17 protein-coding genes are annotated in these 21,580 nt (G+C 62.9%); 12 read left to right on the forward strand and 5 right to left on the reverse strand.

The genetic code is table 11. The features are described from left to right. Window positions 1–8 precede the first annotated feature (8 nt). Both K6M89_RS18585 and K6M89_RS18590 read right to left on the reverse strand, forming a co-directional pair. A complete protein-coding gene (locus K6M89_RS18585) occupies window positions 9–1,292 on the reverse strand; it encodes an ABC transporter substrate-binding protein (protein WP_222140462.1) in 1,284 nt (427 codons plus the stop codon). A 37-nt stretch (window positions 1,293–1,329) separates the two neighbouring features. Then, a complete protein-coding gene (locus K6M89_RS18590; protein WP_222140463.1) occupies window positions 1,330–3,654 on the reverse strand; it encodes a family 78 glycoside hydrolase catalytic domain in 2,325 nt (774 codons plus the stop codon). A gap of 145 nt (window positions 3,655–3,799) precedes the next feature. Between K6M89_RS18590 and K6M89_RS18595 the strand changes: the two genes are divergently transcribed. Further along, entirely contained in the window at window positions 3,800–4,858 is a 1,059-nt protein-coding gene (locus K6M89_RS18595; protein ID WP_222140464.1) for a LacI family DNA-binding transcriptional regulator, read from the forward strand. Between the two features lie 40 nt (window positions 4,859–4,898). On the opposite strand, the gene K6M89_RS18600 is transcribed toward K6M89_RS18595, so the two are convergent. Further along, entirely contained in the window at window positions 4,899–5,810 is a 912-nt protein-coding gene (locus K6M89_RS18600) for a dihydrodipicolinate synthase family protein (RefSeq protein WP_222140465.1), read from the reverse strand. Between the two features lie 127 nt (window positions 5,811–5,937). Here K6M89_RS18600 and K6M89_RS18605 point away from each other — a divergent pair, with 127 nt between their 5' ends. Further along, window positions 5,938–6,642, forward strand: coding sequence for a GntR family transcriptional regulator (locus K6M89_RS18605; RefSeq protein WP_222140466.1), 705 nt, complete (start codon window positions 5,938–5,940; stop codon window positions 6,640–6,642). 28 nt (window positions 6,643–6,670) lie between these two features. On the opposite strand, the gene K6M89_RS18610 is transcribed toward K6M89_RS18605, so the two are convergent. Both K6M89_RS18610 and K6M89_RS18615 read right to left on the reverse strand, forming a co-directional pair. Beyond that, window positions 6,671–8,008, reverse strand: coding sequence for an alpha-L-fucosidase (locus K6M89_RS18610; protein ID WP_222140467.1), 1,338 nt, complete (start codon window positions 8,006–8,008; stop codon window positions 6,671–6,673). A 27-nt stretch (window positions 8,009–8,035) separates the two neighbouring features. Next, window positions 8,036–9,043: a LacI family DNA-binding transcriptional regulator gene (locus K6M89_RS18615; protein WP_222140468.1), complete on the reverse strand. Its 1,008-nt coding sequence runs from the start codon at window positions 9,041–9,043 to the stop codon at window positions 8,036–8,038. A 192-nt stretch (window positions 9,044–9,235) separates the two neighbouring features. On the opposite strand from K6M89_RS18615, the gene K6M89_RS18620 reads away from it, so the two are divergent. The 10 genes from K6M89_RS18620 (at window position 9,236) to K6M89_RS18665 (ending at window position 21,529) form a co-directional block, all read left to right on the forward strand. Beyond that, complete coding sequence (locus tag K6M89_RS18620) at window positions 9,236–11,161, forward strand: ABC transporter substrate-binding protein (RefSeq protein ID WP_222140469.1); 1,926 nt, start codon at window positions 9,236–9,238, stop codon at window positions 11,159–11,161. A 104-nt stretch (window positions 11,162–11,265) separates the two neighbouring features. Continuing rightward, window positions 11,266–12,252: an ABC transporter permease gene (locus K6M89_RS18625; protein WP_097580753.1), complete on the forward strand. Its 987-nt coding sequence runs from the start codon at window positions 11,266–11,268 to the stop codon at window positions 12,250–12,252. A gap of 12 nt (window positions 12,253–12,264) precedes the next feature. Continuing rightward, window positions 12,265–13,398 (forward strand): ABC transporter permease, encoded by a 1,134-nt coding sequence (locus K6M89_RS18630; protein WP_222140470.1) that lies wholly within the window; start codon window positions 12,265–12,267, stop codon window positions 13,396–13,398. Continuing rightward, window positions 13,373–14,437, forward strand: coding sequence for an ABC transporter ATP-binding protein (locus K6M89_RS18635; protein WP_222140471.1), 1,065 nt, complete (start codon window positions 13,373–13,375; stop codon window positions 14,435–14,437). The genes K6M89_RS18630 and K6M89_RS18635 overlap by 26 nt, the downstream gene beginning before the upstream one ends. Continuing rightward, window positions 14,437–15,495 (forward strand): ABC transporter ATP-binding protein, encoded by a 1,059-nt coding sequence (locus K6M89_RS18640; RefSeq protein WP_186007978.1) that lies wholly within the window; start codon window positions 14,437–14,439, stop codon window positions 15,493–15,495. The genes K6M89_RS18635 and K6M89_RS18640 overlap by 1 nt, the downstream gene beginning before the upstream one ends. Next, window positions 15,495–16,328 carry a 5-deoxy-glucuronate isomerase gene (locus tag K6M89_RS18645; protein ID WP_222140472.1) on the forward strand — a complete coding sequence of 278 codons (834 nt, stop codon included), beginning with the start codon at window positions 15,495–15,497 and terminating at the stop codon, window positions 16,326–16,328. Before K6M89_RS18640 ends, K6M89_RS18645 begins: the two co-directional genes overlap by 1 nt. Window positions 16,329–16,394: 66 nt before the next feature. Further along, window positions 16,395–18,260 (forward strand): GH39 family glycosyl hydrolase, encoded by a 1,866-nt coding sequence (locus K6M89_RS18650; RefSeq protein ID WP_222140473.1) that lies wholly within the window; start codon window positions 16,395–16,397, stop codon window positions 18,258–18,260. Window positions 18,261–18,271: 11 nt separating this feature from the next. Beyond that, a complete protein-coding gene (locus tag K6M89_RS18655; RefSeq protein WP_222140575.1) occupies window positions 18,272–19,090 on the forward strand; it encodes a sugar phosphate isomerase/epimerase family protein in 819 nt (272 codons plus the stop codon). 4 nt (window positions 19,091–19,094) lie between these two features. After that, a complete protein-coding gene (locus K6M89_RS18660; RefSeq protein ID WP_222140474.1) occupies window positions 19,095–20,111 on the forward strand; it encodes a hydroxyacid dehydrogenase in 1,017 nt (338 codons plus the stop codon). After that, window positions 20,108–21,529 carry an enolase-like domain-containing protein gene (locus K6M89_RS18665; protein WP_222140475.1) on the forward strand — a complete coding sequence of 474 codons (1,422 nt, stop codon included), beginning with the start codon at window positions 20,108–20,110 and terminating at the stop codon, window positions 21,527–21,529. The genes K6M89_RS18660 and K6M89_RS18665 overlap by 4 nt, the downstream gene beginning before the upstream one ends. Window positions 21,530–21,580: the final 51 nt, after the last annotated feature.

A 21,580-nucleotide genomic window follows, 5' to 3' on the forward strand; every position in this document is an offset into this window, starting at 1 on the left:
AAAGACCGCTACCAGTTGGGCAGACCGAGCTGCTTGGCCTGTTTGCGCACATCGTCGTCATAGAGTTTCGCCGCGTCGGCGGGCTGGCGGATGCCGGAGCCGACTTCGACGGTGATCTGCTCGAGTGACGGCCCTTTGACCGGCGAAACGAATTCCAGCGCCGGCGTCGTTTTGCCCTCGGTCTCGAAGTAGGGGAGCATGTCCTTGACGACAGGGGGCACATCGGCAGGCAGACCGCAGCCATCGACCAGCGAAGGACCCTGAACCGTGTTGGTCTCGACCATGATCTTGCAGCCCTCGATGCCCCCGGCGAAATCAACGAAATTCTTCGCTTCTTCGATATGCTGGCTGGCGGCGGGAATATAGAGGGCAGGCGGCATCCACACCGTCAGGCCATTCACAGCGGCGTCGTCGCTCGGCTGCGCAAAGAAACCGACATCGCCGAGGTTTTCCGGATAGTTCTGCTTGAGCACGCCGACTGCGAAGCTCAGCATCGGGTAATGCGCCGCCTCGCCGGTCGCGACCATTCTCAGGCCGTCGTCATAGCTTGCCGCGCCGAAGTCCTCGTTCATCAGGCCGGCGTCGTGAACATCCTTCAATCGCTCGAAGCCTTTCATGGCCGCCGGCGTCTCGGCATATTTCGCCTTGTTGGCGGTATAGTCGGCGGCGAAATGCGGCACGGCGGCATGCAGATTGTAATAATCGGCCAGAACGAAGAGCTGCGAGGTCCAGGTGTCGCGATAAGTCTGCGCGACGGCGACCTTGCCCGCAGCCTTGACCTTTTCGTTGTTCGCCATGAAGTCCGCCCATGTTTTTGGAACGGCGAGGCCGAGGTCCTGATAGATCTTTCTGTTATAGAGAATCCCGCCCGCCATGGCTGTGCCGAAGGGAACGCCGTAAAGCTTGTCGCCGGCGCGGACGACGGATTTGAAACCGTCATCCACCTTTGCCTGCGAGGGAAGGCCGCTGAGGTCAACAAGCGTCTGAGCAGGCTTCAGCGCCTGGAGAAGCGAGCCGGAATTATAGAGGAACACGTCTGGCATCTCGCCGGTCGCCAGACGCGTCTTGACGATGTTGTCCCCTTCACCGCCACCCGGCCGCTGTTCGATTTCGATCGTTACATCAGGCGCCTTGGCCTGATAGGCGGCAACCAGTGCTTCGGCGGCCGCGACCGTATCGGGACTGTTGTCGATCAGGAATGACAGGGTGACATCCGCATGCGACGGGCTGGCCGTTGCCAGCGCCAGAAGCGTGGATGCGCCCGCGAGAATGAGCCTTATCCGATGTGTCATGACGTTCCTCCTCTGAACGGTGTGACCTGTATGCTCCTCAGGAATCGGGTAGGGAAAAGACCAGCCGGTGCGTGCCCGGGGGAAGACCAGCCTCCTCGATGACAGGCTCCCCATTGAGCGACGGGTTCTGGTGCCGCCGTCCGGGCCGGAAGCGGCCGACGCAACCCTCCGGCAGCGTCAGCACATAGGTGACCTCGTTGCCGGTGCAGTGCCAGCCGGCCTCTATGCGCCCCTGGCAGATATCGTGATAGGCTGAAACGGGGGAAAGCGAGGGGATCGGCGCGGGATCGACGATGACCTCGGCAAACCCCGGCGAGTCCGGCTTCGGCGAAATGCCGGCGACGCATTCGAACAGCCACTGGCAGACGGCGCCATAGGCGTAATGATTGTAGCTGTTCATATCGGGTTCGTAGATGGTGCCGTCGGGCGCAATGGAATCCCAGCGCTCCCAGATCGTCGTCGCTCCCTTGGACACTTGGTAGAGCCAGCCCGGCACGTCCTCCTGCAGGAAGACCTTTTCGGCGAGATCGTCCATGCCGAGCTTCGTCAGGGCCGGCAAAAGGGCAGGCGTGCCGATGAAGCCGGTGCCGATCTTGTAGTCGGCATCGATGATCACCTGCCGGAAATGCTGCCGGGCCGCCTGGTGATGCTCCGCCGGTATCAGGTCGTAAAGGAAGGCGAGAGCATAGGATGTCTGGTCGTTATGGGCGAGCCGCCCCGCCGGGGTGATGAACTCGCTGGCGAAAGCCTGTCTGATTTCTTCGGCGCGCCGCTTCATCTGCTCTTCAATCGCGTCTTCGCCGAGAACGGCGGCGATCCTTGACAGAAGATCTGTCGAGATGAAGTGGTAGAGGGTGGCGGCGCAATCGTCGGCAATCGTCGGGCGCGGCTTCCTGTTGTCGCCGACCGGCTGCAGCCAATCGCCGAAGGTGAAGCCGCGCGCCCCCCAGTGCGACGGCGGGCGCACGATCGGACCGTTCGAGATCGACCAGACGAAATCGACCCAGCGCACCATCGAATCCAGGCACTCCGAAAGAACCGCTCGGTCGCCGTAATGGGTGTAGAGGACCCAGGGAATGACGACGATTGCGTCGCCCCAGCCGGTCGAGCCGGCATAACCCGGAAAGTCGGCGGGATGCAGACGCGTCGGGTCCGGCGAGAAATGCGAGATGGCGCCGTCCTCGCGCTGGTCGGCCATCACATCGCGCAGATACTTCCTCAGAAAGGACTGGCTGTCGCTCAGCCAACATGCCGTTGCGGCAAACACCTGGGCGTCGCCCGTCCAGCCCAGACGTTCGTCGCGCTGCGGGCAATCCGTGGGCACTTCGATGAAATTGGCCCGCTGCGACCAGATGGTATTCTGGACGAGTCGATTGACGAGAGGGTTGCCGGAGGTGAAGCCGCCGGCCGGCTCGGGCACTGAGGAAATCGGGATGGAGGCGATCGAGACAATCTCGGCGTTTCCAGTGATCGTCACCCGGGCGTAGCGAAAGCCATGGAAGGTGAAATGCGGTGCGTAGGTCTCGTCGCCGTCTCCGCGCAGCGTGTAGAGCGTGTGCGCCGCGGCCGTGCGATAATTGCGATTGTCGAAATGGCGATCGGGGCCGAGGACTTCCGAATGCTCCACCCGTACAGTGGCGCCGGCAGCGCCGCGGACGGTATATTTGATATAGCCGCCGGCATTCTGGCCGAAATCATAGACGGCCCTGCCATGATCATCGATCCAGCTTTCCACCGGGGCGAGCGGCCGTAATTCCCGAACCGCTGCCGTTTCATGGGCGACAAGCAGTCCTTTGTCGAACGGCAATCGCTCTGTAGCGTGCGTTTCCACGGCTTTTTCCAGTCGTGCGTCGTAAATCTCGCCGAAATAGATCCCCGACTTCAGAATCGGCAACGCGCCGCTGCGCCATGTGGTGTCGGTGGAAAGAACGACGCCGCTCGGTCCGACCAGGTCGGCGATGGCGCCGATCCTGTCGCCCCAGCAGTTGGGAATAGCCTTGGCGCCCCACATGATGGGCGAGCGGTACCATCCGTCGGCGAGCCAGATTTCGATGCGGTTGGGGCCGGGTTTCAGCAATTTCGAGATGTCGTATCGCTGATAGGCAATGCGGTCGTCGTAATTCGTCCAGCCGGGCGTCAGCAGGTCGTTGCCGACGCGTTCACCATTGATGAAGCAGCGATAAAGCCCGAGCGCCGAGATGAAGAGTTCGATCGGAAGGCCGGCGGCACCATCGTGATCGAAGGTCTTGGAGACAAAGCTTGCGGCCGTTCCCTGGCCGCCATCCGACAGCGGCGCGATCATCTCCCCGGACCATGTGCGCGAACTGGGATTGCCGCTGATGGCTGCCGGCTGAAAGTTCATCAAGTCCTCCCGATGAAGTGTAGAACGTTCTCCATATAACGTTCTACATTTCCTTCGGGAGCGCAATAGAAATTTCATCGCCAGTCTGCCATGGTGATTCTGCGGGCGAATATTGTCGGTCCGCAGCCGCGAGCGCAGAGATTTCATGCCAGTCGAAGACAAACAAAAGCTGCAACGAAACGAGCGCGTGACGATCCGCACAGTGGCCACCCATGCCGGCGTATCGGTCGCAGCAGTGTCCAAAGTGATGCGCAACGCTTATGGCGTCAGCGAAGCATTGCGGGCCAAGGTAACCGACGCGATCGAGGCGCTCGGATATCGTCCCTCGCGGGCGGCGCGCGGATTGCGCGGGCGCAGCTTCACCATCGGCGTGCTTCTGATTGACATCCGCAATCCCTTTCTGCCGGAAGTGATTGCCGGCGTTAACGGGGTGCTGGCGCCTTCGCATTATCAGGCGATGATCGGCGTCAGCGATGCGCGCGTGCAGCTGGAGACGTCATTGATCGAGTCGATGATCGACTACAAGATGGACGGCCTCGTCCTCGTTGCACCGCGCTTGCCCTCCGAGATCATTGCAAAATTCGCCGTCCAGATCCCGATCGTCACTGTGGGTTATCACGATGCCGGCGCCACGGCCTTCGACACCGTCAATGCCGACGATCAGCGCGGCGCCGAGATTGCGGTGGAGGCGCTGCTGGCCTGCGGTTATCGCGACATCGAAATGCTCAGCCTCGGCGAGCGTGAAGGGCACGCGGTTTCCGTCGTCCGCCAGCGGGAGATCGGCTTTCGCCGGGCGATGCAGCGGAGTGGGCTCGGCGCGGCGCCGATCGGAAAGATTCCTATCGCTTCACCGAGGCGGGAAGACACGATGCGAAAATTCCTGGCGAGGAAGGACAGGCCGCGCGCCGTGTTTTGCTGGAGCGATCTCGATGCGATCACGCTTCTGAGTCTGGCGATGGAGATGGGCGTGCGCGTGCCCGAGGACCTCGCCGTCATCGGATATGACAACTCCTCGACCGCAGCACTCGGCCTCGTCAATCTTGCTAGCATCGACCAGTCGGGCAGGGAACTCGGCCAGATCGCAACCCGGGCTCTCATCTCCCGGATCGAGGGCCGCACCGCTTCAGAGCATATTCTCCAGGTACCGTCGCTGGTCAACCGCAACAGTCTGACCCGGTCCAAGGGTACGAAGCACGACGGATGAAGAGGCCGGCAGCAGCTGTCGAGCTTGCCGGCCCATCGGTTCAGGCAGCCTGAGAAATCCTCGAGGGACGTGTGGCCGCGGCCTTCTCGACCATGGCGGTGACCTCGGCCCGCCGCGCACCCGACAGCGGCAGGCGCGGCATCCGGACGCGTTCGGAGCCGCGGCCCATGATCTGCTCGGCAAGCTTGATCGACTGCACGAGGTCGTGCTCGGCATCGAGATGCAGAAGCGGCATGAACCAGCGGTATATCTCGCGGGCCTTTTCCCAGTCGCCGCGTTCGGCGGCGGCAACGAGCTGCACGGATTCCTCCGGGAAGGCGCTGGTCAGGCCCGAGACCCAGCCCTTGGCGCCGAGCATCAGACCCTCGAGGGCGACGTCGTCGAGGCCGGCGAAGATATCGAAACGATCGCCGAAGGCATTGATGAGGTCGGTGAAGCGGCGCGGATCCGGCGCGCTTTCCTTGACGGCCTTGATATTCGGCACGCCGGCCAGCACCTGCAGCACATCGACGCCGATATTGACGCGATAGGCTGGCGGGTTGTTGTAGAGCATGATCGGCAGCGAGGTGGCTTCGGCGACGGTGCGGAAATGAGCGATCAGTTCCTCCGGCTTCGGCACATAGACCATGGCCGGCAGCAGCATCAGCCCATCGGCGCCGAGCTTTTCGGCGTCGCGGGCATAGGCGACGGCGCGGCGCGTGTCGAATTCGGAGACGCCTGTCACGACGGGAACACGACCATTGACGACCTCGACGGCCGCTTTGAGGATCGTGCGCTTCTCATCGGGATCGAGCGAATTGTTCTCGCCGCATGTGCCCATGACGATCAGCCCGTTGACGCCGTCATTGACGAGTGCGTCCTGGACGCGCTGGGTCGCAGGCAGATCCACGGAAAGATCTTCGTTGAACTGTGTCGTTACGGCGGGAAATACGCCCTTCCATCCTGTCGTCATCGCTTGAACCCCGTTGAAGTCAGGACCTTTATATACAAACTGTCGACAAGACTCAACCTGCTTTATCAGGACCGTTGCAGAAACCGGCCGAAACGCACTACAAGGCTTGAGGACAGAGGCAGGACATATGCAGAATGACACGGAAAATGTGCGGGTGCGCGGCTCCGGCACGCAGAGCGTCTATGTGACGCTGCGCCGCGAAATCCTGTCGATGGCATTGGAACCCGGCAGCCCGCTCGATGAGGTCCGGCTGTCGGAGCGTTTCGGCATGTCGAGGACGCCCATCCGCGAAGCGCTGCTGCGGCTTGCCGCCGATGGCCTCGTCACGACCCTGCCGAACCGGAACACGATCGTCGCGCCGATCGATTTTGCCAGCCTGCCCACCTATTTCGAAGCGCTGACGTTGATGTACCGGGTCACGACGCGCGGGGCGGCCGAGAGGCGGAACGGCGAGATCATGAAGAGCATTCGGCTGCACCAAAAGCATTTTGCCGGTGCCGTCGCCGCGCGCGACGCCTATGCGATGATCGAGGCGAACCGCGAATTTCACGTGGCGATCGCCGAGCTTGCCGGCAATTCCTATTACACGACCTTCTTCGCCAAGCTGCTCGACGAAGGCCGGCGCATCCTTCGCCTCTATTACTCGACCTTCGACGACCGCCTGCCGCGCCAATATGTCGACGAACACGAGGAAATCATCGCCGCGATCGAGGCTGGCGATGCCGAGCGGGCCGACCAGCTGGCCATCGCCCACGCCGGCCAGATCGTCCGCCAGATCCAGGATTATCTCGCCCGCAACCTCGACCGGCCGATGGCGATCAGCTTGTCCTGAAGCACCGGATCAGGGCACAACGAATGCCTCAATCCTGAACGCCAGGGTCGCTCCCTGCCTTGAGCTTGACCTCGATGACCGGGACCACGACCTTGGGGCGGCGCACCGGCAGGACGAATGTCAGTTCGTTCTCGGCGACGGGGAACTGGGTGTTCGCCCATAGCGTATTGCTTGATGGGCGCAGCCAGGTGACCTCGCTGGCGTCATGCAGGAATTGCGCATATTCGATCTTGCCCGCCAGCGCATCGAAATGCAGATGCTTATAGGGCCAGTTGAAGAGGTGGATGTAGAGGCGGTCGCCATTCTGGGTGAGGCGGCAATCGGGCGGAGCGGTGAAGTCGGACTGGGTGCAGCCGACAATGCTGCGCTCGTGCAGCGTCATCCACTCCTCATAGGCGCCAAGGGCTGATAGTGCGCGGTGATCGAGTGTGCCGCGCGCCGTCGGGCCGACATTCATCAGCAGATTGCCGCCGATCGCAACAGTGCCGACCAGCATCTGCACCAGCTGCTCCGTGCTTTTCCAGGTGTCCTCGTCGCGGTGATAGCCCCAGGAGCCGCTGAGCGTCTGGCAGGCTTCCCAAACGACGGGCCTGCCGTCGCGTTTCGGCCAGGCACGCGGCATATATTGTTCCGGCGTGACGATATCGGGCTGCAGGCCGGCGAGATCGAGCCGGTTGTTGATGATGATGTCGGGGGCAAGCTCCCGCACCAGGCGCACCAGTTTCTCGCTTTCCCAATCCCGATGACCCTTGCCGACTAAGTCTCCGAGCTTCCACTGCGGGTAGCTGAAGTCGAACCACAGGATGTCGATCCGGCCGAACTCGGTCAGCAACTCGCGTACCTGCTCGCGCATGAAGGCGGCATAACGCTGCATGTTCCGGCCTTCGTTGATCTCAAGCGCATCGGGATGGTTGCGCTGGGGGTGGCGCGGATCGACGGTGAAATCGGGATGGTGCCAGTCGATCAGAGAATAGTAGAAGCCTATCCTCAGGCCCTCGGCGCGGAAGGCGTCGACGAAGGGGCGCAACAGATCCTTGCCATAAGGCGTGTTGGTCACCTTGAAGTCGGTCGCCTTGGTATCCCAGAGGCAGAAACCTTCATGGTGCTTGGTCGTCAGCACCACATATTTCATGCCCGCGGCCTTGGCGCGTCTCGCCCATTCGCGGGGGTCGTAGAGATCGGGATCGAAATGATCGAAATATTTCTGATAATCGGCGTCGTTCAGCTCTTCGCGGCTTTTGACCCATTCATGGCGGGCCGGCAGGGCATAGAGACCCCAATGCACGAACATGCCGAACCGGTCGTGAACGAACCAGGCTTTCTTTTCCTCGGGCAACGCCAATGACTGCAGATTGCCGGCATCCATGGGATATCCCTCCTGTTGATCGTCGGATCATGTCGTTTCGCGGACGATGAGTTCGGGCACGATGACGATGCCGTGCTGACGATTTTTGGTGGCGATGCGGCTGAGCAGCAGGCGCACGGCTTCCTCGCCCATTTCCCGCTTCTGCACGCGCAGCGTCGTCAGCGCCGGAGACAGAAGTTCGGCAGCCGGAATGTCGTCGAAACCGATCAGGGCGATCTGCTCGGGGATCGAAATACCGGCCGCCCGGCAGGCCTTCATGGCGCCGATCGCATTGAGGTCGTTGTAGCAGATGAGGGCATCGATGCCGGGGGTTTCCGCCAGCAATTGCGCAGCCGCCGTCTGGCCGCCCGATGCCGTCGGATCGCAATAGATGATGCCCTGGACCTTGAGCCCGTGGGCCGCCAGGGTCTTGCGGAAGCCGACGAGACGGCTCTTGCCGCCGAAGGAACTTCGCGGCCCGGCGATGATCGCGATTTTGCGGCGCCCGCGCTCAACCAGATGGTCGATGGCGCGCGACGCCCCGGTCTCGTAATCCGTCACGATGGTTCCCGCAATCTCGGGCGGCGCCTCGCGATTGATGAGCACAACGGCGCGGTGGGGCGCGAGCGCCTTGTGAAGCGCGGCGTCGGGCAGTCGCGCGCTGCAGACGATGATCCCGTCGACGCGGTGCCTGAGCAGCGCCTCGATGAGTTCTTCCTCGCGCTTGCTGTTTTCGACGACATTGGACAAAAGCAGATTGTAGCCGGCCGCACTCGCCGCATCCTCGGCGCCCCGGATGACCTCGGGAAAAAACGGATTGGTGATGTCGGGAACGAGAAGGCCGATGGTCTTCGACCGGTCGGACCGCAATCCGCGCGCAAAAGGATTGGGGCGGTAATTGAGTTCGTTCGCGGCCGAAAGAATGCGCTGCGTGGTCTCGGCACTCGCTCCGCCCTGGTCGTTCAGCACGCGCGACACCGTCATCGGCGACACGCCGGCGGCGCGAGCGACATCGGCGATGGTTATCTTGGATTCTGCGTCTTTGGGGCGGCTCAATGGGGCGTCTCTGAAAGGGGCAGGAAATTTACGATAACGATAACTAACATAATTTCCTGAAAAGCCAAGGCTGTCTCGGCGTATCACGTGACACAGAGAATCTCTTTGACAAAGAATTACGGTAACGATAACGTTAGGAAAAGAGGAGAATACGTTAACGATAACCTAGAACGACATCATCGGGAGGAGAGAATGCAGCACGCCAGAATACTACGACGGCAGGTCGTTTCGACCGTTGCCGCGGCCATCCTCATCGGTGCCGGATGGGCCGGCGCCGCTTTCGGCTTTCAGGAGGCGCCGGAACTCAAGGCGCTCGTCGATGCCGGCAAGCTGCCGCCGGTGGAAAAACGGCTGCCGAAGGAGCCGCTGGTGCTGACGCCGCTTGAATCGGTCGGTACCTATGGCGGCACCTGGCGCACGGCGACCTTCGGCGGCGGTGACAGCGAGATCGAGCGTTCGATCGGCTATACCAGGCTGGTCCGCTGGAATCCGGAATGGACCGAGGTGATCCCCGATATCGCCAAGAGCGTCGAGGTCAATGCGAACGCCACCGAATATACCTTCACTCTGCGCGAAGGCACGCGCTGGTCGGATGGCGAGCCCTTCACGGCCGACGACCTGGTCTGGTGGAACGAGAACGTGCTGCGCAACACGAAGATCACGCCGGCAGCACCGGACTGGCTGACGGCCGGCGGAGAGCCGGTCAAGGTCGAAAAGCTCGCCGACGACAAGGTCGTCTTCAAGTTTGCCGCACCGAACGGACTGTTCCTGATGAACATGGCGACCGTGCGCGGCTCCGATATCCTGGCGGCGGCACCCGGGCATTACCTCAAACAGTTCCACAAGGATTTCAATCCCGATGGCATCGACGCCCTGGTGAAGGCTGCCGGTGCGACCGACTGGGTCCAGCTCTTCAACAACAAAATCGGATTCCCCGGCCGCTGGCGCGATCTCGGCCGTCCGACCCTCGATGCCTGGGTGCTGACTGCGCCCTATAATGGCACGACCCAGGTCGTCGCCGAGCGCAACCCCTATTATGCCAAGGTGGATACATCAGGAAACCAGCTGCCCTACTTCGACCGCATCACCATCGACGTGATGCAGGATACGCAGGCAATCATCCTGAAGGCGATCAGCGGCGAAATCGATATGCAGAACCGCTTCATCGAGACGACGGACGCCCGCACGGTGATTGTGCAGAACCAGCAAAAGGCCGGCTACGGCCTGTTCATCGCCCGGCCGGCCTGGTCGAACGCCCTGCTGATCACGCTCAATCAGACCCACAAGAACCCGGCCTTGCGCGCCGTCTTCTCCAATAAGGATTTCCGCATCGGCCTCAGCTACGCCATCAATCGCGAGGAGCTCAATCAGCTGATCTATGCCGGGCAGGCCAAGCCCTATCAGGCAGCGCCCCGCGAAGGCACGGCGCTCTACGACGAGAAGATGGCGACGCAATACCTGGAATATAACGTCGACCTCGCCAATCAGTATCTCGACAAGGCCGGCCTGACCAAGAAAGACGGCGAAGGCTATCGCCTCGGCCAGGATGGAAAGCGCATCACCTTCGCGATCGATGCGCTGACCGGAAGCCCGATCCAGGTCGACGCCCTCGAACTGATCCAGCGCTATTGGCGGGCCGTCGGCATCGACATGCAGCCGCGCCCGGCCGAACGCTCGCTGATTTTCTCCCGGCTGCAGAACAACGACAATGATGGCCTCGGATGGGTCGGCGGCGGGGGCTATGACTTCCTCGGCCTGCTCGATCCCAAATGGTATTTCCCGCACGAATATGAATCGAGCTTCGCGACCGCTTGGGGCCTTTATTACCAGAACCCCAAGGATCCGAACGCTGAGGAACCGAGCCCGGCCGCCAAGAAACAGATGGATCTCTACCGGCAGGTGCAGGAAGCGCCGACGCTCGAAAAGCAGCTTGAAGCGATGAAAGAGCTGCTGGCGATCACCCGGGACGAGTTCTACGTCATCGGCACCAATCTCGAGCCGGATCGCGTCGGTATCGTCAAGACCAATATGCATAACGTTCCGAAGGTCATTCCCAGCACGTCCTTCTACATGACGCCGGGACCGGCAAAGCCTGAGACCTTCTACTACCAGCAATAAAAAAGACATCCGATCGGCGGAATGGCGTCCGTGGCGCCATTCCGGCAGCAGCCCCGCCCCAACACCCAGACCGCGCGGCGATCGCCGGTTGAAGGAGCTTGAATATGGCCGGCTTCATCATCAGACGTCTACTTTACATGATCCCGATGATGTTCGCGATCTCGGTCGTGACCTTCATCATCATCCAGCTGCCGCCGGGCGATTTCCTGACCGCGATGACCGCGCGTCTTGCCTCGCAGAACGAGACCATCGATCCCGGCGTCATCGCCGGCCTGCGCGAGCGCTATGGCCTCGATCAGCCCTGGACGGTGCAATATTGGAAATGGATCAGCGGCATCCTGCTGCATGGCGATTTCGGCCAGTCCCTCGATTGGAACAAGCCGGTCAGCGAATTGATCTGGGCACGCATGGGCCTGACCATGGTGGTCTCGGTCACCACGCTGCTCTTCGTCTGGGCGGTGGCCTTTCCGATCGGCATCTATTCGGCCGTGCGGCAATATTCGATCGGCGATTACTTCGCCACCTTCTTCGGCTTTCTCGGCCTCGCTATTCCGAACTTCCTGCTGGCGCTGGTGCTGATGTTCGTCTCGGCGCAGTATTTCGGCCAAAGCGTTGGCGGGCTGTTTTCGCCCCTCTATATCAACGCTGCCTGGAGCTGGGCCAAGCTCGGCGATCTCATCTCGCATATGTGGATCCCGGTCGTCGTGCTTGGCACCGGTGCCACGGCGGCGCTGATCCGCATCATGCGCGCCAACCTGCTCGACGAGCTCAACAAGCCCTATGTCGACATGGCGCGCGCCCGGGGCCTGAGCGAAATCCGGCTGCTGCTGAAATATCCGGTGCGTGTGGCGCTCAACCCCTTCGTCTCCACAGTCGGCTGGGTGCTGCCGCACCTCGTCTCGGGTTCGGTGGTGGTCTCCATCGTCCTTAGCCTGCCGATCACCGGACCGCTACTTCTGAACGCCCTGTTTGCCCAGGACATGTATCTCGCCGGCACCTTCATCCTGCTGATGAGCATGCTGACGCTGATCGGTACGCTGATCTCAGACCTGCTGCTCGCCTGGCTCGATCCACGCATTCGCAATGGCTGAGGAGCGATACCAATGACCGATCAAGCCATCGCACTAATACCTGAATGTGTTCGCAATTCCGATGCGGTCGCCGGCCAGTGGAAACTCATCTGGCGCCGCTTCCGCCGCCACCGGCTGGCGCTTGGGGCCGGCGTCGTCATCCTGCTGATTTACCTGGTCGCCCTCTTCGCCGAGGTTATCGCTCCGGTTTCATCGCAGACCTACGATTCCCGCTACACTCATGCGCCGCCTCAGCGGCTCAAAGTCGCCGGCTACGACGCGGCGGGCCAGTTTCATCCACTTTATGTCAACGGCTATTCGATGAAGGTCGATCCGATTGCGCTCAGCCGCAATTACGTCGCTGATCCGGCCGTCGTCATTCCCGTCGGCTTCTTCGTCAAAGGCGAGCCCTATCGGTTTTGGGGACTGTTCGATTTCGACCGTCACCTGATCGGCCCGATAGAGGCGGGCAAACCTTTCTACCTGTTCGGCGCCGACCGGCTGGGGCGCGACGTCTTCAGCCGAACGGTGCACGGCACGCGCGTTTCCATGTCCGTTGGGCTGATCGGCGTGGCGATCAGCCTCGTCCTCGGCATCATCCTGGGGGGCATCTCCGGTCTTAATGGCGGCTGGGTGGACGATGTCATCCAGCGTTCGATCGAACTCATTAACTCGATCCCGACCATCCCGCTGTGGATGGGCCTTGCGGCTGCCGTGCCGATCAGCGCCGATCCGATCCTGGTCTATCTCTGGATCACGATCATCCTGTCGCTGATCGGCTGGACCGACCTGGCACGTGTGGTGCGCGGCCGTTTCCTGTCGCTGAAGACCGAAGACTTCGTCATTGCCGCCCATCTGGATGGCTGCTCCAGGCTGCGCATCATCTGGCGGCACATGGTCCCGTCCTTCATGAGCCACATCATCGCCTCGGTCACGCTCGCCATCCCGACGATGATTCTTGCCGAAACCGCTCTCTCCTTCCTCGGCATCGGACTGCGCCCGCCGGTCGTCAGCTGGGGTGTGCTGCTGCAAGAGGCGCAGAACATTCTCGCGGTCACGAGCGCACCCTGGCTGTTTCTTCCGGGCCTGGCGGTGATCGTCACGGTGCTTGCCCTCAATTTCCTTGGTGATGGATTACGCGATGCTGCAGATCCCTATGAATACTGACGCCAATTTCGCCGCGGCCGGCGGCCGGCAGGGGGATCGCGCCCCGCTGATCGAGGTCGACGACCTCAGGACTCATTTCTTCGGCGGCGCGGGCACAGTGCGGGCGGTCGATGGCGTTTCCTTTTCCATCCCGCGCGGCAGGACGGTCTGCGTCGTCGGCGAATCCGGCTCGGGCAAGAGCATCACCGGCCGCTCGATCCTCAACCAGGTCCCGCGCGGCGGGCGGATCGTCTCGGGCGCGATCCGCTACCGGCCCGATCCGGCAGCCCCCGCGATCGATCTCGCGGCGCTCGATCCGCGCGGCCGCGATATGCGGGCGATCCGCGGCGCCCAGATCGGCCTAATCAGCCAGGAGCCGATGGCCGCTCTTTCACCCGTCCATACGATCGGCAACCAGATGATGGAGGTGATCCGCCTGCATCTGAAAATGGGAAAGAAGGAAGCGCGCGAGCATGCAATCGAGACGCTGGCTCTGGTCGGCATTCCCCGGCCGGCCGAACGGATGGAAAGCTATGCGTTCCAGTTTTCCGGCGGCATGCGCCAGCGCGTCTGCATCGCGCTGGCTCTCGCCTGTCGCCCGAAACTCTTGATCGCCGACGAGCCGACCACGGCGCTCGATGTGACCACCCAGGCCAATATCCTCGATCTGCTCGCCTCGCTGCAGGCCGAATTCGGGCTCTCGGTATTGTTCGTCACCCATGATCTCGGTGTGGTGGCCGAAATCGCCGACCAGGTTGTCGTCATGTATGTCGGCCGGGTGGTGGAAGCGGGTGACGTCGACACGATCTTCCATGCGCCCGTTCATCCCTACACCAAGGCCCTGCTGCAATCGGTGCCGCGCATGCACGGGCAGCCGACCGAACGGCTCGCGACCATCGAGGGCATGGTGCCCTCGCGTTTCGACCGGCCCGAAGGCTGCAGCTTTCATCCCCGATGCAGGCAGGCGAGGGCGGGGCTGTGCGATCAGAAAGACCCCGAGTCCGTCGTCATCGGTGACGGGCACGTCGCCAGCTGCCTGCTTTACGAGGGAAGACAATGATGGCCGATCCCATGACGCAGCCAAGCCCGCTGCTCGAACTGAACGATCTCAGGATGCATTTCCCCATCCGCAAGGGCGCGTTCCGACGGGTCGTCGGCCATGTCAAGGCGGTTGATGGCGTCTCGCTTCGCGTCGATGACGGCGAGACGCTTGGCATTGTCGGTGAATCCGGCTGCGGCAAGTCGACGCTCGCCCGCACCGTGCTGCGCATCTACCAGCCGACCAGCGGCGAGATCCGCTATCGCGATCGCAGCGGCGGCACGGTGGACCTCGCGGCCCTCTCCGGTCCCGCTCTCGATGAAGTCCACCGTGACCTGCGCATCGTGTTCCAGGATCCGCAATCCTCGCTCAATCCGCGTCTTCCCGTTATCGACATTATCGGCGAGGTATTGAGCGTCAACGGCATCGCCAAGGGCCGGGAACTCGAGCACCGGGTCGCCGAGCTGATGCAGAGTGTGGGCCTGCGGCCCGAATATATGCGCCGCTACCCGCATGCCTTTTCGGGCGGCGAACGGCAGCGCATCGGGATTGCCCGGGCGCTGGCGTCCAACCCGCGCCTTGTCATCGCCGATGAGGCGGTCTCGGCGCTCGATGTCAGCGTGCAGGCTCAGACCATCAATCTCCTGCAGGATCTGCAGGAGCAGTTCGGCCTGACCTATCTTTTCGTCGCCCACGACCTTTCGGTCGTTCGGCACATCTCGGACAATATTGCCGTCATGTATGTCGGCCGCGTCGTCGAAAAGGCGCCGACGGAGCAGATCTTTTCTCGCCCGCGCCATCCCTATACCGAAGCGCTGCTTTCGGCCGTGCCGATCGCCGACCCTAGACTGCGCCGCCACGGCAAGCGCATCCGGCTGGCGGGCGAGGTCGCCGACCCCGCGCATCCGCCTCCCGGCTGCGCATTTCATCCGCGCTGCCGTTACGCCACCGAGCTTTGCAGGCAGGAGGTGCCGGCCCTGCGCGCCGTGACGGCCGACGGGCACGCGGCCGCCTGTCACTACGCCGAATCCCTGTCGCTCAATCCCTTTGCCGACCGTATCGTTCCGGAGTTCAATTGATGCCCGAATTCATTCCACGCTGCGAGCAGCGTCCCATTGTGGATACCTCCTCCAGGACGCTCGATCTCATCTACTTCGATCTCCTCGCGCTTCCGTTGGATGGCCGGGAGACGCGGCAGCTGCCCTTGCACGAAAGCCTCTACGTCGTGCTGTCGGGGCAGGTGGATATCGAGGTGGATGACGTCAGTTTCGGGGCGGTGGGCCGGCGAGCCGATATCTGGGAAGGCGATGCGGACTCGGTTTACGCGCCCGTCAACGCCAACGTCCGGGTATCGGCTCGTGGCGGCCCGGCCGAAGTCGCGATTGCCGGCGGCATCTGCGAGACGCACTACGCCCCGTTCCGCGTCACGCCTGAGGAGGTCGACGCCGTCAATGTCGGCTCGCCCGATACGCACAGCCAGCGGCGGATCGTCCACCTGCTCGGCCAGCGCCAGAACGGGCGCTGCGGCAATCTGCTGGTGAGCGAGCTCTATGCCGGCGAGGGCTGCTGGTCGGGCTATCCTCCGCATAAGCACGACACCGAAGATGGCGACGCCGAGACCTTGCACGAGGAACTTTATCACTACCGGTTCCTGCCGGAGACCGGCTTCGGCAGCCAGATCACCTATGACGACGACGGTCCGGTCAAGATCCTGATGACCCGCGATGGCGATACCGTCCTGGTCGATCGCGGTTACCACCCGACCGTCACCTCGCCCGGCCATCGGGGCTACATCTTCACCATCCTCGTCGGCAAACATCGCCGCGGGCTGATCCAGCGCTTCGATCCCGCCCATCAGCATCTGACCAAAACCATCCCCGGCATCGATGCGATGCGCGACAAGTTCAAATAGTCAGGCCATTGGCCGCCTGTGTCGGCAGCCGTCACCGCCAGATTTCCGTCCTAGGAGAGACGATCCATGCGTGAACGTACGCGAATAAACGTTGATGCCAGCCAGGCCGTGCGCCCGTTCAACCGGTTCTGGCGCGGCACCGGTTTTTCGCCGGCCGAGCTGCTGCTCGAACCCGAGATGCGCCAGATGCTCGCCTATATCGGCGGCCTGCCGAATGAGGGCATCCGCTATCTGCGCGTCCATTATCTCTACAATCTGCTGCGCTCGACCGGCGGCGCGGGTTATGACTGGTCCCTGCTCGACCGTGCGCTCGACGTGATGATCGAACACCGCCTGAAGCCGTTCTTCGAGCTGATGGGCAATCCCTCGGACCTCTTCACCGACTATGAGGACATGGATCAGGTCAGGCGCTGGCGGGATCTGGTGACGGCGACGGCGAATCGCTACGGCGCGCGCTACGGCATGGACGAATTGCGCACCTGGTACTTCGAAACGACGAACGAGGCCGATTCCGGCTGGTGGACCTATGGGATCAAGGGCTACACCAACTATTACGATGCCTGCGTCGCGGGGCTCGATGCGGTCGATCCCAGCCTGCCGATGGGTGGCCCAGGTACCGCCCGCACGCTATCGCCGATCTTTCGCGCCCTGATGGCCCATTGCGACAGCGGCGCCAGCTGCCTGACCGGCGGCGGCCCGCCGCGCCTCGACTACATCTCGATCCACGAGAAGGGCGTCAATGGCAGCAAGGACGACCTGACCCCGAAAACCCATGCCATCGTCGACCGCACGCTGCTCGTCGTCGACTATCTCAAGGAGCACCATCCGCGCCTTGCCGGCCTGCCGATCATCAATGACGAATGCGACCCGCAGCTCGGCTGGAGCGATCATCACAGCTGGCACGGCAAGGCCTATTATGCCGGCATCATTGCCCGCATCATCGAACAGCACGACCGGCGCATCATCGCCCCGAAAGCGGCGAATTTCACCTTCCTCAGCAATGACCACGCCTTTATCGGCGGCTGGAGCCAGCGCACGATCTTTGCCTATTTCGGTTCGCGCAATTTCACCAGGGCGCAGTGGGAGCACAAGACCGATCTGGATCGGCTGGTGACCGACATCGACACGGCGCCACCATTCGACATCATCAAGAAGCCCGGTCTCACGTCGATGGAACTGTTGGCGACGCTCGGCGACACCGTCTGCAAGGTAACGGCCGAGCCGCCGCTGACCCCCGACCAGGATGGATTGGCGATCCTGCCGACGCGGCTGACGGGGGGCGGTGTTTCGATCAGCCTCATCCACAGCGTCGATGCCATCAACCGTTCGGGCCGGACCGCCGTGCGCCTGGAGGTCGGCGGGCTTGCTCTCGGCCGCCACGCGCTGTGCCTGCTGCGCATCGACGAGGAATTCACCAATCCGATGGAAGTCTGGGAGGCCCAGCGCGACGAAAGCAATCCGCGCGGACCCTTCGAGCCGGTCGGCGCGCCGCCCGAACCTGACGAAGCGCAGTTTGCCGAACTGCGCCGCGCCCAGGAGCCTGCCTTGCTACACCCGATCAGCGTCGTCGAATGCGACGAGGGGCGGATCAGCGTCGATCTCGATGTACTTTTGCCGTCGCTGACGCAGGTGCTCGTCGTTCCCGACACCGGCGCGCGGCCGGCCGCACCCACCGGCCTTACCGTCGAACGCTACCGTGGTCTCGGCGGCCGGGAGGAGCGCATGCTGTTCTGGGCAGCCGGCGATAGCAGCCCCGCCATCTTCTACGATGTCCTCACCAGCAGGGATGGCGAGACCTTTGAAAAGGTCAGCCCTGCGCCGCTGATCTCGACGGCATTCCTGCACATGTCGCCGCCAGCGGGTGCGCAATACGCGGTGCGCGCCCGCGATGCATTCGGCCGCCACAGCGAGCTTTGTGTTTTTCGTCGATGAGCAATGAAACGATGCATATCGCCTATTTCACCAAGACCCTGGAAGGCCTGCCGCTGGAGAAGGCGGCGGAGATCACGGCGGGGCTGGGCTTTGATTGCGCCGATCTTCTTATTCGCGAGGGCCACGCCGTCTCGCCCGACCGGCCGGAGGAAATCGTCAAGGCGGTCAAGCTTTTTGCTGCGGCCGGCCTGCGCATCCCGATGGCGACCATCGACGCCACGCAGCCGGACGATGCCGCGTCCCGGCTGCTCCATCATTGCGGCGAGGCCGGCATCGGGCAGGTTCGGCTCGGCTTCTGGCGGTATGATCCGTTGCGGCGTTGGCAGGTGCAGCTCGACGAAGCGCGGCGCGACCTCGATGGCTTCGAACGCCTGGCCGAAAAATTCGCCATCAGGCTCGCCGTCCAGCTTCACGGCGGGACCCTGCACGCCTCGGGCGCGCTGGCGGCGCAACTGCTGGCCGGGCGCGATCCGGTCAGGTTCGGCGCTTATCCCGATCCGGCCAACCAGCTCATTCGTGAGGGCAGCGAGGACTGGCGTCTGACCCTCGACCTTCTCGAACCCTGGTTCTGCTGCATGGGCGTCAAGAATTGCGGCTGGTTTCCCGGCGCCTACGGCGCCGATGGCCAGCGTAGATGGCATTCGGACTGGTATGGGCTCGACGAAGGCATGGTGCCCTGGAACGACATCGTCCCGCATCTCATCGCCACCGGATTTGCCGGCGTGCTCTCGATGCATTCGCAATACCAGCTCCCCCGCGACCAGGCGCTCGCCAAGGCCCGCGCCGATCTTGCCCATCTCAGGCGCCTCGTCGCCGCAGCGAAAGAGTAGAACCATGAGCAAACAGGCTCCCATCATCGCCGTCCTGTTGACCGAAAAGACCCGCCGTATGATGCTGGACGATGCGGCGACCGCCCGGTTGAACGGCCTCGGCGAGGTGCGCTGGCCGGCCGGCGCCACGATCGACGCTGCCGATGTCGACCGGCTGCTGCAGGACGCCACGGCTTGCCTCACCGGATGGGGTACGCCGCCCTTCGATCCCGCCCTGCGCCAGCGCCATCCGCAACTTGTCCTCGTGGCTCATTCCGCAGGCAGCATCCGCACTTTCGTACCCACCCGACTTTTTAATGATGGCCTTCGCGTCAGCCATGCCGCTTCGAAGATTGCCGCCTCGGTTGCCGAGTTCGTCGTCGCCGAAGCGCTGCTTACCATGCGCGGCATTCATCGGCTGCATCAGGAATTGCGTAACGGGGGCGAATGGCTCGACGTCCGCGCCGCCGTGCCGCAAAGATTGCTCGGCGCCAGAACAGTCGGCATCGTCGGGGCCGGATATGTCGGGCGGGCAGTCATGCGTCTGCTCGTTCCATTCGGCTGCCGCGTGCTGGTCGTCGATCCCTATCTCGACGACGGCGAGGCCGCAGCGCTCGGCGTCGTCAGAGCCGGGCTCGACGAGGCGCTTGCCGAGAGCGATGTAATTTCCCTGCATGCGCCAGTCCTGCCCGAAACGCGTGGGATGATCGGCGCCCGCGAGCTGGCGCTGCTGCGCCCCGGCGCGCTGTTCATCAACACGGCGCGGGCCGAGCTGGTCGACGAGGCGGCATTGCTTGCGGAGATCAGGTCCGGCCGCATCGAGGCGGCTCTCGATGTCTTCGATCAAGAGCCCCTGCCTCAGGACAGTCCGTTCCGCGACCCTGCGCTCGCCAATGTCACCATTTCGCCGCATGCCGCCGGCCACACCGAAGAGGCACATTTCGCCCAAGGGCAGGCCATGGTCGACGAGATCGGCCGGCTGCTGCGCCGTGAACCGCTTCAGCACGAAGTATCGCGCGCCATGCTTGAGCGGATGGCGTGAGCATGGACAGAAGCATCGGAGGTTCCGTGACGGCGCCGCGTGTCAGAATCCTCGAGATCGACGCCTTCGAGCGCGATATCAGGCTGCGCCTGCCGTTCCGCTTCGGCGCGGCAACCCTGGAAAAGGCGCCGCAGGCCTTTCTCAGGGTGCGCGTCGAGGATGAGGAAGGGAAAACCGCCATCGGCGCCGCCGCCGAAATGATGGTGCCGAAATGGTTCGACAAAAACCCGGCGCTGACGCCGGCGCAGAATGTCGATCAGTTGCGCGGCTCTATCCGTACCGCTGCTACCGCATCGCTCGAAGCGTCCACACCGGCGACATTGTTCGCCGCTGCCCGCCTGAACGAGATGGAGACCGCCCGCCGCCTGCCTGGAAATCCGCTGGCCGCCGGTTTCGGTCCTTCGCTGATCGCCCGCGCGGCGCTCGACGCCTATTGCCGCCTCGCCGGCATTTCCTTCTTCGATGCAGTGCGTCGCAATCTCGTCGGCATCGGCGGCCCGATGCTGCCCGGCGATATCGACGCGGATGCCGCCTCGACGATGCTCGCCGGCCTTCGCCCTGCCAGCTCGATCTCGGCCCGGCATACGATCGGACTGCTCGACCCCATTACCGAGGACGAGATCGTCGATCCTGTCGGCGATGGTCTGCCGGAAAGTCTCCAGGCAGTGATGGCCCGTTATGGCAACCGCTGGTTCAAGATCAAGCTTTCGGCAGCGGTCGATGCCGATATCGACCGGCTGGCGCGCATCGCCGCCGTGTTGGACCGCTTGCCCGATTATCGGGTGACGATCGATGGCAACGAACAGTTCACGGCAGTCGACGAGCTTGCTGCCTTGCTGGTGCGGATCGCGGCTATGCCGCGGCTGGCGCGGCTGCGTGCGGCCATTGCCTTTGTCGAACAGCCGTTCTCGCGCGCGATTACCATGCAAACACCGCTCGGGAATCTGGCCGCGGATCTGCCCTTCCTGATCGACGAGAGCGACGATGGTGACGGCGCTTTCGCGCTTGCCCGGACACTTGGTTATACCGGCGTCTCCTCGAAGACCTGCAAGGGCATTTACCGCTCGCTGCTGAAAGCGATCCGTATCAAAACGGCAGGTGTGCCGGGGTTGTTTCTCTCCGGCGAGGATCTGACCTGCCAGGCCGGGCTTGCCGTGCAACAGGATCTGGCGCTGGTTTCGCTGCTCGGCCTCTCCCATGTCGAGCGCAATGGCCATCATTATGTGGCCGGCCTGCGGGGCGCGCCGCAGGCGGAGAAGGTGCGTTTTGCCGCTGCCCACCCCGATCTCTACGAACGGGATAATGGAGGACCGCTCCTGTCGATCCGCGACGGCCGGATCGCCATCGCTTCGCTCGGGGCCGTCGGCTACGCGAGCGGTGCTTTACCCGATTTTGGATCGATGAAGCCATTGTCATGATGACGAAAAAGCGCGAGCGGTTTCGTTCGATATCATGAGGTCAGAACAGCT

It is taken from the genome of Rhizobium croatiense (assembly GCF_019793465.1).
Classification (GTDB): domain Bacteria; phylum Pseudomonadota; class Alphaproteobacteria; order Rhizobiales; family Rhizobiaceae; genus Rhizobium; species Rhizobium croatiense.